Genomic DNA, 16,267 nt, shown 5'->3' on the forward strand with positions numbered 1-16,267 from the left:
ATCTTTATTTTCTGTAAAAAGGAATCAAATACGACACTGTGTAATTAAAACTAAAGCCATTATCGTTTACAAAAACCCTTTCGAAGCCGGGTACGTAAAGGTTTTTGAAATTTTCGGGCTCAGTGATTGATAGCATGGTGTTACCTCTGAATGAAAACCCGAGAAAGACGTTGTGTAATACCTCCACTTTAATACCTAATACCAACTCAGCCCAATGTGCTGTTTGACCACCAAATGCCTCTCCTTCCGGTTCTGTCCGATTCGGGATGAAAGGGTCAGTATTTATAGTATACTCATTTACTTTTTGGCTGAATGTACTAAACCCATAACGCAGGCCTACAACAATCATATTTTCCATGCCCAACCAATTTTTGTAGGCATTATAATCTACTCCCAGTTTAATATACTCTCCTTTAGTAGTAAAGTCAAAGAAGTCTTCATAAGTAGTTTGATCGCGATAACCAAGCTCAGTGGCGATATAGAATCTGTTTGTGACCCTGTAATCACCCACTATTTCAAAACCTTTGGTGTCATCGCTAAATGCCGAGTAAATGGGCCTGACTACATCTATTCCAACCCTTAGCCCATAACGGTCTTTATAGGTTGTCGTATCCTTAGCCTCTTTTCCTAATTGAGCAGCAAGAGGGAATAAGGTGAACAAAAAAATGAGGCTAATGATATATTTTAACATGAGCTGAATTTTCATCTATTATTTCTAAAGGATCTACTTGAGCTTCAATAGCTTTGATCCAATTATCATCATCAGTTACCAAGGCCCCTTCTACATTATTAAAAATTGTTTTATATCCACAGGATCTCGAAATAAATATATCTTGTTGTGTGTAAACCAATGAAATCGTATCAGTATTATCTTCTGTCCCTGCACTGTCATCTCCAGGGATAGTGAGAATGAATCTTGTATTGTTCTCTGTTACCACAAGAGGAATAGAAATAGAATCAGTGAGCACTTTAATTGTCTCATTGGTATATTCACCGTCAATTCCTTCGATTTCTACTTTCAGATTGAGTACAGATTTCACCTCATCCGGTATTTTAGCATTATGAAACCTTATAATCAGCTTAGGTGTGATATCTTCCAAGCAAATTTCATCTCTTTCACAGCTAAACAAGAGTATGAATAGAAGACCTAGCAGAACCGGCTTAAGAAATTTTCTCATTCTTTATTCTTTGCGTTTTAACAATACTACATTTTCCACATGGTGCGTTTGAGGGAACATATCTACGGCTTGCGTCTTTTCAATAGTATAGGCCTCTTTCATAAGCGCTAAGTCCCTTGCTTGTGTTGCAGAATTACAGCTAATATAAACAACTTTTTCGGGTAAAATATTTAATATTTGCATGACAACCTTTTGATGCATCCCATCTCGTGGAGGGTCTGTAATAATTAAATCAGGCTGCCCGTTTTCTGTAATAAACTCAGATGTAAATACCTTTGCCATGTCTCCAGCGTAGAATACGGTATTTTCAATACCATTGAGTTTCGCGTTCTCCTTAGCGTCTTTTATCGCCTCAGGAACTGCTTCAATACCAACAACTTTTTTAGCTTTGGATGCGACAAATTGGGCTATCGTACCTGTTCCTGTGTAAAGATCATAAACGATCTCATCACCTTTTAAATCAGCAAAATCTCTAGCTATTTTGTATAATTCATAAGCTTGGGAAGAATTGGTCTGATAAAATGATTTGGCATTGATTTTAAATTTCAGGCCTTCCATTTCTTCAAAAATATGGTCCCTTCCGCTAAATAAGACAACGTCCTGATCATAGATGGAATCATTCCCTTTCTCGTTAATGATATATTGTAGTGATGTTATCGCTGAAAATGTATTTTTAATATAATTCAAAAGCAACTCTCGTTTTTCAACGGCTTCTTGAAAAAACTGAATCACTAGCATGATCTCTCCAGTTGAACTAATACGAATCATCATAGTTCTCAATAATCCGGTTCTATTCCGAGGATTGTAAAAACTAATGTCATTTTCAATCGAGAAATCTCTTACCGAATTCCTTATTTCATTGCTAGGTTCTTCCTGTAAGTGACATTTCTTTATGTCAAGAATCTTATCCCACATTCCCGGGATATGAAATCCGCAAGCATTTTTATCCTTAAACTCTTCGTCGCTTTTTAATTCCTCCTCGGTTAACCATCTAGAATCCGAAAACGAAAATTCCATTTTATTTCTGTAAAAATAGGTTTTTTCGCTTCCTGCGATTGGTGTAACCTCCGGAAGTTCAAGATGACCTATTCTTATTAAATTATTAGTAACTTCCTTTTGCTTGTAAGCCAATTGGTCTGTGTAATTCATGAACTGCCATTTACAGCCGCCACAAACCCCAAAATGCTCACATACCGGGTCAACTCTTTTATCAGATAAATGATGAAACTTCACTGCCTTTCCTTCATAGAAAGATTTTCTTTTTCTACCAGTTCTGATATCTACAATATCTCCTGGTACGGCATTACTAAGAAACACAACCCTTCCATCAGGTGATTTAGCGACGGATTTACCTTTCGCAGCAGTATCAATCACCTCAATATTCTCAAATAAATGAAATTTCTTTTTTCTTGACATGCTGCAAAAGTAAGGCATTTTTATGATTTTTCAATCCCGATTTTGACATGAATACAGCGCATCTTTCACAATATTTTGTAGTTTTATCCACATGGAATTAATGCCTGACAGAAAGATTATTCACGTTGATATGGACGCCTTTTTTGCTTCTGTCGAGCAGATGGATAACCCTGAGTTGCAAGGGAAGCCTCTTGCAGTTGGAGGAGGTGGTGAAAGGGGTGTCGTGGCTGCAGCGAGTTATGAAGCGAGAAAATTTGGTGTAAGGTCTGCTATGAGTGGCATGCAGGCCAGGCGAAATTGCCCGAATCTAATTTTTGTAAAACCCAGGTTTGCGCGATATAAAGAGATTTCAGGGAAGATAAGATCGATTTTCTATGAATATACTGAGCTTGTGGAGCCCTTGTCACTTGATGAGGCCTATCTGGATGTTACGGTGAATAAAAAGAACCATCCTTCGGCAACTATTATTGCACAAAATATAAGAAAACAGATTTTTGAAGAAGTTGGTTTACATGCCTCTGCAGGGATAGCAAATAGCAAATTTGTTGCCAAGATTGCGTCTGATATTAACAAACCAAATGGGCAAAAGACAATTGCTCCGGAAGAAGTGGAGTCTTTTTTAGAAAATTTGGAGATTTCAAAATTCTTTGGAATAGGAAAAGTTACAGCTCAAAAGATGTATCGCTTGGGTATTTTTACGGGAAGTGATTTGAAAGAAAAGAGTTTGGAGTTTTTGATGACTCATTTCAAATCATCAGGAGAGCATTACTTTAACGTGGTTAGAGGCTTACATTATAGTGCCGTAAAACCAAACAGAATTCAAAAATCAGTTGCGGCAGAACACACCTTTACAAAAAACCTTACTTCTGAAATATTTATGATGGAACGTTTAGAAGCGATAGCAGCCGAATTAGAAAACAGGCTTAAAAAGTCTAGTGTTGCAGGTAAAACAATAACCTTAAAAATCAAATACAGTGATTTTTCTTTGCAAACCAGAAGCAAGACTTTAGCTGTTTTCGTAAAAAATAAAGACATATTACTCGATACAGTCAAAGACTTACTGTATCAGGAAAAAATTAAAAATTCGGTTCGTTTGTTAGGGATTTCAGTTTCAAATCTCAATAATGTGTCTAAAGAGGTAGAGAAGGTAATAGATGTGCAGTTAAAATTTGACTTTTAAGCATAAAAAAATGCGTACCGAATATATTCGATACGCACTTCTTATTGAAAAACAATAATTTAGTCTTGTTGTGGACCTGCAGCAACTAATGATTTTCCTTCTTCATTATCAGTGTACTTTTCGAAGTTTTTCGCGAATAAGCCAGCTAATTTTTGCGCTCTTTTATCCCATTCTGCAGAATCTTCGTAAGTATCTCTAGGATCTAAAATTTCATCATGTACATTTTCTAAAGAAGTAGGAACTTCTAAATTAAATACAGGAATGATTTTAGTTTCAGCTTTATCAACAGAACCATCTAAAATTCTATCAATAATTCCTCTTGTATCCTGGATAGAAATTCGTTTTCCAGTTCCATTCCAACCAGTGTTTACTAAATAAGCTTCAGCTCCATGCTCTTCCATTTTTTTCACTAGCTCTTCACCGTATTTTGTTGGGTGTAAAGTCAAGAAGGCTTCACCAAAACAAGCAGAAAAAGTTGGAGTTGGTTCAGTAACACCTCTTTCGGTACCGGCTAATTTAGCTGTAAATCCTGATAAGAAGTGATATTTAGTTTGCTCTGGGGTCAACTTGGATACTGGAGGCATTACACCAAAAGCATCAGCTGTTAAGAAAATAACTTTATTCGCATGACCCGCTTTAGAAACTGGTTTTACAATATTGTCAATATGATAAATAGGGTACGAAACTCTTGTGTTCTGAGTAACTGATCCATCAGTGAAGTCAATTTTACCATTTTCATCAACAGTTACATTCTCAAGTAATGCATCTCTTTTAATGGCATCATAGATGTCTGGTTCAGCTTCATGACATAGGTCAATCGTTTTGGCATAACATCCACCTTCAAAGTTAAAGACACCTTCATCATCCCAACCGTGCTCATCATCACCAATTAAGGCCCTGTTAGGATCTGTAGAAAGGGTAGTTTTACCAGTTCCTGATAATCCAAAGAAAATGGCTGTTTTACCGTCTTTTCCAACGTTAGCAGAACAGTGCATAGAAGAAATTCCTCTTTGAGGTAAGAAATAGTTCATCATGGCGAACATTCCTTTTTTCATTTCACCACCATACCAGGTTCCACCAATTATTTGCATTTGCTCTGTTAGGTTAAACATCGTAAATACTTCAGAATTTAAACCATGTTCTTTCCAATTGTCATTTTGAGTTTCAGAACCATTCATCACTACGAAATCTGGTTCTCCAAAAGTCTCTAATTCTTCAGAAGTAGGTCTGATAAACATGTTTGTAACAAAATGAGCCTGCCACGGAACTTCTACAATAAATCTAATTTTTAATCTAGTGTCTTCATTGGCACCACAAAAAGCATCAACTACATATAATTTTTTACCTGATAATTCATCAAGAACTAATGCTTTCAATTCATTCCAAACAGCTTGAGTTGTTGGTTTGTTGTCATTTGGTGCTTGTTCAGAAGTCCACCACAATGTATCTTTTGTTGCATCATCCTTAACAATAAACTTATCCTTTGGAGAACGACCTGTAAATTTACCTGTCATTACGTTTACAGCACCTAATTCGGTATCGTAAGCTTTTTCATATCCTTCTAAAGAAGGTGACATTTCATACTTATATAATTCATCATATGATGGGTTATAAATAATCTCTTTTGGGTTTTTGATTCCTAAGTCATTTAATGAGCTGATTACTGATTTTGTTAGAACTTCCATAAGTAAATATTTAAGTGTTAATTGTTTTGATTTCTTCAACAAATTTACGGCTTAATGCTATTTCGTTTTTATGACATTTGTCAGGGATTACATGCTTATTTACGATAACGTTTTCGCAATTAATAGTTGAAAATTGATCTCTTAAAATTACTAAGAATAAGATAGTGTACAAAAAGTATTTACCATTAATTATTAATAAAATCAAGTAATTACTAGTGATTCAGTCTTTTTCTTAAAATCATGAAGATAATTGGGGCAATGAAAATAACCCATGAGGAATTAGGGTTTATAAAGCGTTTTTGATTAATTTCTATTAGTTGATGTAAAAAATGAATAAGCACTTATTAACCATCCAAGAATAAAGAATAGACCACCTAGAGGAGTAATAAACCAAATTTGCTTTGCTTGAACGATGTCTAATGAGATGACAAAAATAGAGCCTGAAAAAAACAGGATTCCCGCAATAAATAGCGAAGAAATAATCAATTTAGACTTGTCAGAGAGCATTCCAGAGTTTGTGATTAATAGAATAGCTAAAACATGATACATCATATACCTCACACCTGTTTCAAAACTCTGTAGAACTTCCGGACTCAGCTTTTCTTTTAAAGAATGTGCTCCAAAAGCCCCAATTACAACAGTTAACATGGCTAATAAGGCGGCAAGTCCTGATATTTTTTTAATCATTTTTCGGGTATTTTTTGATTGCTTAAAGTTACTTAATAATGCTAATTTAATTATTCAAAATACTATTTTATTAATTCTTTTTTTTAATAAAAAAATGAGAAAAAAATCAAGTTTTGAGCAAGTATCTTCTACTCAATTTTAAGTACATTTGAACAAACATCTACGCACTTATGAGAAGTATTTTAATAGTTGGAGCCGGGAGGTCCTCAGCAGCTCTGGTAAGATATCTTTTGGAAAAATCTTTTTCAGAAAAGTTGAAAGTGATTATAGCTGATATTTCAGTTGATAATGCCAAAAAATTGGTTAAAGGTCATGAGAACGCCACAATAGTAGAGCTGGATATCTTTAATGTAGAAAGTAGAAAAGCTTTAGTAAATAGTGCTGATATTGTAATTTCAATGTTACCTGCCAGGTTTCATTTAGAAATAGCTAAAGATTGTTTAGACTTTGGAAAGAGCCTTGTAACAGCTTCCTATATATCAAAAGAATTGATGGCCATGGATGAGGAGGTAAAGAAAAAAGGGCTCGTATTTATGAATGAGATCGGGCTCGACCCGGGGATTGATCATATGAGTGCCATGCAGGTCATTGACAGAATAAAGGCTAAAGGGGGTAAAATGTTGCTTTTCGAATCATTTACAGGTGGGCTTGTAGCGCCTGAAAGTGATACAAATCTCTGGAATTATAAATTTACATGGAATCCAAGAAATGTTGTTGTTGCCGGTCAAGGAGGCGTAGCGAAATTTATTCAAGAAGGAAGGTATAAATATATTCCATATCATAAGTTGTTTAGAAGAACTGAGTTTTTGTCAATCGAAGGTTATGGGAATTTTGAAGCCTTAGCTAATAGAGATTCACTTAATTACCGAGACATTTATGGTCTTGAAGATGTACTAACCCTTTACAGGGGAACAATACGTAGGGTTGGGTTTTCAAGAGCATGGAATATTTTTGTTCAATTAGGAATGACAGATGATAGTTATCATATGGAGGGTTCAGAAAGCATGAGCTACAGGGAGTTTACAAATTCCTTTTTACCTTATAAACCTCATGATTCAGCGGAACTCAAACTAAGACATTATTTAAAAATAGATCAGGACGATGTCATTTGGGAGAAATTATTAGAGCTTGACATTTTTAACGCTGATAAGATCGTTGGAATCAAGGATGCCACTCCTGCTCAAATATTACAGAAAATCCTGATGGATAGCTGGACACTTCAAGAGGAAGATAAAGATATGATCGTTATGTACCATAAATTTGGATTTGAAATTGACGGTGAAAAACGGCAGATCGAATCTAACATGGTAGTTCTTGGGGAAGATCAATCCTATACGGCGATGGCAAAAACGGTAGGGCTGCCTGTTGCTATTGCAACACTTAGTATTTTGAATGGTCAAATAAAAAGCCCAGGGGTTCAATTGCCAATTAGCAAAGAAGTTTATGACCCAATTTTAAAGGAATTAGAAAATTATGAGCTTTTGTTTCATGAAAAAGAAGTTCCATATTTAGGTTATAACCCAAACAATTTAGGTGCTTAATAGCACATGCTAGATCATTAACCGACTGTTTTAGAATTTTTGTATATTGATTTCCTAATCAATCAATGAACCTTTTATTGCTATGACTTCGATTACAGGGATTATTCTCGCTATTTCTTTGTTTATTATAATGGCTGGTATGGGCTTATCATTGGCAATAGCTGATTTTAAACGGATAGTTAAATACCCTAAGGCAGTGATTGTAGGGCTCAGTAGTCAACTTATTTTATTGCCAGTCATTGCATTTTTAATTTGCTATTTTTTAGCATTACCACCCGTTATTGCCATTGGTATTATGCTTATCGCATCATGTCCGGGAGGTGCCACATCTAATATGATTAGTTATTTGGCTAAAGGAGATCTTGCTTTGTCAGTTTCACTGACTGCAATTGCGAGCTTGCTTTCATTTATAACGATCCCTTTTATTATGAATATTGGGTTTCACTATTTTTTAGAGGAGTCACAAGCCATGTCTTTGGATTTTATGTCTACTTTAAAACAGTTGTTTGTGATTATTATTATTCCGGTTTTGATAGGGATGTTCATTAACAAAAAATTTCCAGAATTTGCTTTTCGAGTTGAGAAGCCAGTGAAAAAAGCATCAATGGTATTGTTTATCCTTGTAGTAGTTGGTGTAACGTACAGCAATAGAAATGAGTTTATTGAGTATTTTGGGGAGGCTGGATTGCCCTCAATATTGTTAAATATTTTCACAATGCTCGCTGGGTATTTATTGGCAATTATTTTTAAGCTACCTAAAAATCAAGCGGTTACTATTTCTATTGAATCAGGTATTCAGAATGGAACTTTGGCTATAACGATTGCTACTTTGATACTTCAAAAGCCTGAATACACGATTGTTCCATTAACTTATGGTTTGTTAATGTTCTTTACGGCAGCTGTTATTATCGCGTTTAGGAAAAGAGCCAAAGAGTCTGATCTTATAACTTAAGGTAAAAATCTTTCACCAAACTTTTATAATGATCAGAATATTCATGACGAGAATGTTCTAAAAAGAATTCTTCTTGAACTAGCGTATGAGGCTTAGTTTTTAATTGAATAAGACTTCTTTTTAATTCACTATTTATATTTCCTCGATACCTGCTAATCTTAGAAGGGAAAAGGTTTGTGTTTTGAGCGAGCTCCAAAAAACCTATTTCCTCTTTGTAGGGTATAATAAAAGCAGCAGTACCATCAGTTGCGAGCACTTTGGTAACTCCTTCCAATAGCTCCTTAAAAGTGAGTTCTTCTGTATGTCTTGCAATGGCACGTTGTTTATCTAATTCCTTAAAAGTGTCGTTAAAATAAGGTGGATTACTTATGACCAGATCATATTTATCATCTATTTCACTAACAAATTCCTGTAAAGAGGCGTGGTAGCAATACAGCCTATCAGCCCATTGGCTATTTTCAAAATTTTCAACTGCCTGCTCGAAAGCCTGGGGCTCTATTTCCAAGGCATCAATTACTTCAGCGTCACTTCGTTGAGCTAGTTGAAGCGCTATAATTCCGGTGCCAGTCCCAATATCCAGGATTGAATTAATATGTTCAGGTACATCAACCCAAGCCCCTAATAGAACTCCATCAGTACCAATTTTCATTGCACAGCGGTCTTGTTCGACTTTAAATTCTTTGAACTGAAATCCTTTATGAGACATGATAATTTAGGCTCTATTCATATCAATAAGCCCTTCTGGCGTTCTGACAATAACTTTCTTATTTTTACGGTCAATCTTTTCAATGAAGTCATCAACCATTGGGATTAGAATTTCATCAGAATCCGTTTTTATTACAAAGAGAGGTTGTGAAGACTTGTCATCAATGGAATCAATAAGTCCTATTTCTCCAAAGCTTATATCTTCTAACATGAATCCTTTTATTTCATGATAATAAAACTTGGTCCCTTCCAGTTTGGGAAGTAAATTCATTGGCAGATAGGCACCTTTCTTCAAAAGTTTTTCAGCTTCTTGCTCAGAGTAGACTTCTTCAAATTGAATTCTTAGTTGGTTACCTTTTTGAAATAAGCTTTTTTCAATAAAGTAGGGTACAAGGGTTTTACCAAAATCTATGAGGACGGCATCGAGGTTTTCATAAATCTCAGGTTGATCAGTATCGAGTTTTAAGACGACTTCTCCTTTAAAACTATACTTTCTAGCAATTATACCGAGATAAAAACAATCCTCTTTTTTCATTTAGTTGAAATTCTAATCTGACAAATTTAAAACAAAAAAACCTGATACATTCATATCAGGTTTTCAAAAATATTTCAAAAATATTTTATTTTTCTTCTTCTTTAGCTTGTTCAGCTACTTCGTCAATTGTTTTAGGAGCCTCATCTTCTACTGCTTCTTCAGCTTTTGCCGCCGCTTCTTTGGCCGCTTTTGCATCTGCTTTAGCTTTGATAGCTTCGTTTTCAATTTCATCTGCTGCCGCTTTACGACTAGCATTAACAGCCTTCTCAGCTTCAAAAATTGCTAATTTAGCATCTTCTTCAGCTTTTGCAAGTTTTCCTTCTTTATCTGAAACTTTATTTGCTTTCTCTTCTAACCAAGCTTGATATTTAGTTTCAGCTTGCTCTTCAGTTAAAGCACCTTTTTTAACGCCACCAGCAAGATGGTTTTTTAATAAGGCACCTTTGTAAGATAGAATAGCTCTAGCTGTATCAGTTGGTTGTGCACCATTTTGAAGCCATTTAACGGCTCCATCGATATCTAAATCAATGGTTGCAGGGTTTGTGTTAGGATTGTAAGTTCCTAGTTTTTCCAAAGATCTACCATCTCTTTTTGAGCGCGAATCTGCAGCTACTATCCAAAAGAATGGTTTTCCTTTTCTACCGTGTCTTTGTAATCTAATTTTTACTGACATAAATGTTTAAATTTTTAGGTTCTCGACCTAAGTTATTAATATTATATTTCTACTTTCTCGAAGTAGGGCGCAAAAATAGTAAATATTATTGAATGCATAGTCAAAAATAATAATTATTATCATTCTCATTATCAGTACCTGCGACAATGAAAACCCCTATTAACAATTGCGTCTCATTGTTGATAAAAATACTGCTATTTGGGATTATTAGAATTGACTAAATACTTACTTTTATCCCTTTCATATCTTCACATAATTAATTGTTGCATGTATTTAATATTTGACACAGAAACTACAGGTTTACCTAAGAACTGGAATGCACCCATAACGGATGTTGATAACTGGCCAAGATGTGTTCAGATTGCATGGCAATTGCATGATGAGATGGGAAAAATGATTTCTCATGAAGACTATTTAATAATCCCGGAAAATTACAAAATCCCCTATGATGCTGAGCAAATCCATGGAATTTCCACTGATTTAGCATTACAGCAGGGAAGGCCTTTGACAGAAGTGCTGGCTTTGTTTAATGAAGCCTTGTCAAATACAAAATTCGTTGTTGGCCAGAATTTAAAGTTTGATTTGAATATAATGGGCGCTGAATTTCACAGAGCCAGTATTGCGTCGAAACTTAATGATTTACCGGTATTGGATACCTGTACTGAAAAAACAGCTCTCTTATGTGAGATACCCGGAGGAAGATACGGCAAGTTCAAACTGCCTACGCTGACTGAACTGCATGAGAAACTCTTTAACAAACCTTTTGGCGAAGCGCATAATGCCACGGCTGATGTTGAAGCTACGACCAGATGTTTTTTAGAATTGATCAGGAATGGAAATTATTCATTAGATGAATTACAAGTAGATAGTTCATATTTTGTTGATTTTACAAATCATAATCCCCAAACTTTTGAAGCAGCAGGTTTAAAACATCTGAATCTTAAGAAAGAAAGTGATAAAATAAAGAAGGCAACGAAAGACGCCTCAAGTGACGGGCCAATTGTCAGTTCTGAATTGAAGGAAGCATTTCAAGCTGCATCTTTTGCCCATCTCCACAATCATTCCCAGTATTCTATTTTACAATCTACGGCCAGTGTTGCTGGTCTTGTAAAAGAAACCATTGCAAATAAAATGCCAGCTGTTGCTTTGACCGATACGGGAAACATGATGGGGGCATTTGTGTTTGTGAAGGAGATTCTTAAGCACAATAAGGAGGCAGAACATCCAATAACACCGATAGTGGGTTGTGAGTTTAACGTATGTGAAAACCATTTAGACAAATCTGTCAAAGACAATGGTTATCAGGTCGTTCTTCTTGCTAAAAATAAAAAAGGATATCACAATTTAGCGAAATTGGCCTCAGCAGCATATATAGATGGTTTTTATTATGTCCCAAGGATAGATAAACATCTTGTTGAGAAGTATAAAGAAGATGTGATCGTTTTAAGCGGAGGTGTAAATGGGGAGATTCCTAATAAAATTCTCAATGTAGGTGAGCATCAGGCTGAAGAAGCATTACTGTGGTGGAAAAAGACATTTGGAGCTGATTTTTATCTTGAAATCAGTGATCATCAGCAAGAAAACGAAAAGCATATTAACGATATCATTATAGGTTTTTCAAGGAAGCATGAGGTGAAACTGATCGCGACCAACAATACATTTTATCTGAAAAAGACCGATTCTACCGCCCATGATATTTTATTGTGCGTTAAAGACGGAGAGAAAATAGCAACTCCTAAAGGAAGAGGGAGAGGATTTCGATATGGCTTGCCCAATGACCAATACTATTTCAAAGATCAGGATGAAATGAAGGCCAAGTTTAAGCATGTTCCTGAGTCAATTATAAATATCCAGGAAATAATTGATAAGGTTGAGATTTTTGATCTTGCAAGGGATGTATTACTTCCTAAATTTGATATGCCAGAGCAATTTTACGATGCTAAAGATGCAGAAGATGGAGGGAAAAGAGGAGAAAATGCATATTTAAAGTACTTGACCTATGAAGGAGCAAAAGGAAGGTATGCTGATCTAACTGAAGATATTAGGGAGCGCCTTGATTTTGAATTAATGATTATTGAGAAAACAGGCTATCCAGGTTATTTCCTTATTGTTGAAGATTTTATAAAGGAAGCCCGCAGGATGGGAGTTTCTGTTGGCCCAGGTAGGGGTTCTGCCGCTGGTTCTGCAGTAGCCTATTGCCTTGCGATTACAAATATAGATCCTATTAAATATGATCTTCTTTTTGAGCGTTTTTTGAATCCTGACAGGGTATCACTTCCTGATATTGATATTGATTTTGATGATGAAGGAAGGCAAAGTGTTATTGATTATGTAATTAATAAATATGGTTCGAATCAGGTGGCACAGATTATCACTTACGGAACCATGGCTGCGAAATCTTCCATTAGAGATACGGCAAGGGTTTTAGACCTTCCCCTTCCGGATGCAGATAGAATAGCCAAACTTATTCCCGGGCTTAAGCTGAATAATATTTTTGGAACTGATGCAAAGAGTATTTCAAAAGTAAAGGGTTTACGAAGTGAAGAAAAAGCCAATGTAGATGAACTGAAGTCTTTGGCTGAAGGAAGTAGCCTGGAAGCAGAAACCATTAATCAGGCCCTCATGCTTGAAGGTTCGGTTCGAAATACCGGAACACATGCCTGCGGTGTCATTATAACTCCTGAAGATATCACCAATTTGATTCCAGTGGCAACGGCCAAAGGAACCGACATGTATGTGACACAATTTGACAATGGAGTTGTTGAAGATGCAGGGTTGTTGAAAATGGATTTCCTGGGCTTGAAGACACTTACTTTGATAAAGGATACGGTGAAGATTGTCAAGGCTTTGCATGGAGTAGATCTTGAGCCTGATGATTTTCCGCTTGATGACGAAAAGACTTATGCTTTGTTTCAAAGAGGAGAGACTATTGGGATTTTTCAATATGAATCTCCGGGTATGCAGAAGCATATGAAGTCATTAAAGCCAACTGAATTTGCTGACCTTATTGCAATGAATGCCCTTTACAGACCAGGGCCTATGGAATATATTCCTTCATTTATTGATCGAAAGCACGGTAGGGAAGAAATCGAGTATGACTTGCCTGATATGGAGGGTTATCTAAAGGAGACCTATGGTATTACTGTATACCAGGAGCAAGTAATGCTTTTATCTCAGAAATTAGCAGGTTTTACCAAAGGCCAGGCGGATATGCTGCGTAAGGCAATGGGAAAAAAGATTTTTGCCCTTTTGGAAAAATTAAAACCACTCTTTATTGAAGGTGGTAAAAAGAATAACCACCCAGAGGAGACTTTGGAAAAAATATGGAAAGATTGGGAAGCATTTGCAGCCTATGCCTTTAATAAGTCACATTCAACATGTTATGCTTTTATAGCCTACCAGACGGCTTATCTAAAAGCACATTACCCTGCTGAATATATGGCCTCTGTGTTGAGTAATAACATGAACGACATAAAGCAGGTTACGTTTTTTATGGAGGAATGTAAAAGGTCAGGTATTGAAGTGTTAGGGCCTGACGTCAATGAATCCTATTATAAATTCTCAGTGAACAAACAAGGAGCCGTCAGGTTTGGAATGGGAGCTATTAGAGGTGTTGGAGAAGGGGCTGTGCGCGCATTTGTAAATGAAAGAAAGGAGAATGGTAATTTTCGTTCGATTTTTGACGTCACTAAACGTGTCGATTTAAGATCAGCGAATAAAAAAGCATTTGATGGAATGGTATTAGCAGGAGGGTTTGATTCTTTTGGAACAGCCAACAGGTCTCAATATTTCGCCCTTGATGAAAAAGGATTGACCTTTATTGAGAAGGCGATTAGATTCGGAAATAAGTTTCAAGAGAGTAAAAATTCTGCACAAGTTTCTTTATTTGGTGAGGCTTCAGATGTGCAGTTTGATGAGCCGATTATACCTCCTTGTGAACCATGGAATGTCATGGAAAAACTTTCTAAAGAAAAGGAAATGATTGGTATCTATATTTCAGGACATCCTCTGGATGATTATAAAACTGAAATAAAATATTTTTGTAATGCGAAAGTAGATAGCTTGCAAAATATCAACCAACTTGAAGGCATGGAATTATCGTTTGCAGGTATCATAACAGATGTCCAGCACAGAGTGAGTAAGAATGGGAAACCATGGGGGATGTTTACTTTTGAAGATTATAGTGATGCTTATGAATTCAGGCTGTTTAATGAAGATTATCTGAAATTCAGACATTATTTAATTCCTAACACTTTTTTATATCTCAAAACGGTGATGCGAAGAGCATGGCAAAATGGTGATGTGAGAGTCGTAATTACAGCGATTCAGCAACTTCAGGATGTTTTAGGTAAAATGGCAAAGAAGATTACCTTGAATTTGCCGATAGAGCATATTAGTGAAAAGGCAGTTACAGATATTGAAAGTGTATTCAAGAACCATCCCGGAAGTCAACACCTCCACTTTATGATTATTGACCGAGAAGAAAAGCTAAAATTAAATATGCCTAGCAGGAGTTCTAAAATCAATATCACAAAAGAATTATTGGATGAACTGAATGAAAAGGAATGGAGTTTTAAACTAAACTAATCACTATTGGTTCATGAACTTGGCCAAAAGGGTATGAAAGTGATGCACACCTTTCTCTCGTTCAGGAGAAAATCTACCTGCTTTGTAAAATGATGAATGAATACCTTTTTGAACATTTTCAACAACGAATTCATCCTCTCTTTCCACTTTATCCAGGCCCTGACCAGCTCCTTTTTCTAATTTATCCGGATCGAGAACATAACTGATAAACGAAACTTTGGTCCTGTTCGGACTGATAGGTTTGACAACATTGATTGACAAGCCCCAGGGATAAAAATTGAACATCATATTTGGGAATACCCAATAGTAATAAGCCGCTACATTTTTACCGTAATCCAGGTGATTCTCGGGTAAATCAAAAGTTTCTGTGGCATCATTCGTATAGCCAATTTGGAGATTGCAATGCTTATAAATTTCAGTCTTATAGCTTCCGTAGTCAAGTACTTTATTCAAATCTTCATGCACAAAAGGAACGTGAAATCCTTCTAAATAATTGTCACAATATAAAGCCCAATGTGCATGAACCAAATAGTCTTTTGAAAGTGAAGGCTCAAGTCTAAAGTCTTGTATTGGGAGAAAGTCGAGTCTTTCTTTCATTTTGTCAAGCACCTCATTAAAATCAAAGCTTGGTTCTAAACCAGCAAATAATAATGGGCCCCATTGCAGCAGTGGGAAGTTGCGCAGATGATCACATTCTCTTGGGAAATCCTGGGCTTCTTTGAATTCAGGCATATGTTCAAACTTCCCTTTGAGATCAAATCTTCTTCCATGATACATGCAAGTTAATTTTTTTAGTTTCCCACTGCCTAATACGACAAGATTAGCCCTATGCGTGCAGACATTACTCATACAATGTAGATTGCCCTCTTCATCTTTAGTCAGCAACAAAGGCTCGGTTAAAAAGCTATTCAGCAGGACAAATGGATGTGCTGATTTAGGCAGTTTGACCAATTCTTCATCTCCTATAAATTGCCATGATTTAAGAAAAATCTTTTCTTTGATTTGATCAAAAATAGAATCGGTCTTGTAAAACGAAGACGGTAAGGTGCTGGCTTTTGTAATATCTTGATCTACAATGAACTCATTTTTCATAGTCTGCGCTCTTTAAATTGTTGTATTAAGGTCTAA

The 16,267-nt window shown here is 36.0% G+C and carries 13 protein-coding genes; 4 read left to right on the forward strand and 9 right to left on the reverse strand.

Features of this window, described 5'->3' with window-relative positions; genetic code table 11:
- Positions 1-4: 4 nt before the first annotated feature.
- Genes QWY87_RS05425 through rlmD form a run of 3 tightly spaced genes read right to left on the reverse strand, consistent with a single transcriptional unit; the run spans position 5 to position 2,594 of the window.
- Positions 5-691 (reverse strand): DUF6048 family protein, encoded by a 687-nt coding sequence (locus tag QWY87_RS05425; protein WP_290289205.1) that lies wholly within the window; start codon positions 689-691, stop codon positions 5-7.
- Positions 672-1,178, reverse strand: coding sequence for a DUF6452 family protein (locus QWY87_RS05430; protein WP_290289207.1), 507 nt, complete (start codon positions 1,176-1,178; stop codon positions 672-674). The genes QWY87_RS05425 and QWY87_RS05430 overlap by 20 nt, the downstream gene beginning before the upstream one ends.
- Before the next feature lie 3 nt (positions 1,179-1,181).
- Positions 1,182-2,594 carry a 23S rRNA (uracil(1939)-C(5))-methyltransferase RlmD gene (rlmD, locus tag QWY87_RS05435; RefSeq protein WP_290289210.1) on the reverse strand — a complete coding sequence of 471 codons (1,413 nt, stop codon included), beginning with the start codon at positions 2,592-2,594 and terminating at the stop codon, positions 1,182-1,184.
- 91 nt (positions 2,595-2,685) lie between these two features.
- Between rlmD and dinB the strand changes: the two genes are divergently transcribed.
- Positions 2,686-3,774, forward strand: coding sequence for a DNA polymerase IV (gene dinB / locus QWY87_RS05440; protein ID WP_290289211.1), 1,089 nt, complete (start codon positions 2,686-2,688; stop codon positions 3,772-3,774).
- Positions 3,775-3,833: 59 nt separating this feature from the next.
- On the opposite strand, the gene pckA is transcribed toward dinB, so the two are convergent.
- A complete protein-coding gene (gene pckA, locus QWY87_RS05445) occupies positions 3,834-5,459 on the reverse strand; it encodes a phosphoenolpyruvate carboxykinase (ATP) (RefSeq protein ID WP_290289213.1) in 1,626 nt (541 codons plus the stop codon).
- 303 nt (positions 5,460-5,762) lie between these two features.
- Positions 5,763-6,146, reverse strand: a complete 384-nt coding sequence (locus tag QWY87_RS05450) for a DUF423 domain-containing protein (protein WP_290289216.1) — start codon at positions 6,144-6,146, stop codon at positions 5,763-5,765.
- Between the two features lie 170 nt (positions 6,147-6,316).
- Between QWY87_RS05450 and QWY87_RS05455 the strand changes: the two genes are divergently transcribed.
- Both QWY87_RS05455 and QWY87_RS05460 read left to right on the forward strand, forming a co-directional pair.
- A complete protein-coding gene (locus tag QWY87_RS05455; protein WP_290289219.1) occupies positions 6,317-7,687 on the forward strand; it encodes a saccharopine dehydrogenase family protein in 1,371 nt (456 codons plus the stop codon).
- An 82-nt stretch (positions 7,688-7,769) separates the two neighbouring features.
- Positions 7,770-8,639 carry a bile acid:sodium symporter family protein gene (locus QWY87_RS05460; RefSeq protein WP_290289222.1) on the forward strand — a complete coding sequence of 290 codons (870 nt, stop codon included), beginning with the start codon at positions 7,770-7,772 and terminating at the stop codon, positions 8,637-8,639.
- Here QWY87_RS05460 and QWY87_RS05465 read toward each other — a convergent pair.
- From QWY87_RS05465 to QWY87_RS05475, 3 genes are all read right to left on the reverse strand, one after another.
- Complete coding sequence (locus QWY87_RS05465) at positions 8,629-9,345, reverse strand: tRNA1(Val) (adenine(37)-N6)-methyltransferase (protein WP_290289224.1); 717 nt, start codon at positions 9,343-9,345, stop codon at positions 8,629-8,631. The genes QWY87_RS05460 and QWY87_RS05465 overlap by 11 nt on opposite strands.
- Before the next feature lie 6 nt (positions 9,346-9,351).
- Entirely contained in the window at positions 9,352-9,879 is a 528-nt protein-coding gene (gene rimM / locus QWY87_RS05470) for a ribosome maturation factor RimM (RefSeq protein WP_290289226.1), read from the reverse strand.
- Positions 9,880-9,964: 85 nt separating this feature from the next.
- Positions 9,965-10,552, reverse strand: coding sequence for a 30S ribosomal protein S16 (locus QWY87_RS05475; protein WP_290289229.1), 588 nt, complete (start codon positions 10,550-10,552; stop codon positions 9,965-9,967).
- A 267-nt stretch (positions 10,553-10,819) separates the two neighbouring features.
- On the opposite strand from QWY87_RS05475, the gene dnaE reads away from it, so the two are divergent.
- Entirely contained in the window at positions 10,820-15,139 is a 4,320-nt protein-coding gene (gene dnaE, locus QWY87_RS05480; RefSeq protein ID WP_290289232.1) for a DNA polymerase III subunit alpha, read from the forward strand.
- 3 nt (positions 15,140-15,142) lie between these two features.
- On the opposite strand, the gene QWY87_RS05485 is transcribed toward dnaE, so the two are convergent.
- Positions 15,143-16,231: an SRPBCC family protein gene (locus QWY87_RS05485; RefSeq protein ID WP_290289234.1), complete on the reverse strand. Its 1,089-nt coding sequence runs from the start codon at positions 16,229-16,231 to the stop codon at positions 15,143-15,145.
- Positions 16,232-16,267: the final 36 nt, after the last annotated feature.

The sequence above is a fragment of the Lutimonas halocynthiae genome, from assembly GCF_030409835.1.
GTDB lineage: Bacteria > Bacteroidota > Bacteroidia > Flavobacteriales > Flavobacteriaceae > Lutimonas > Lutimonas halocynthiae.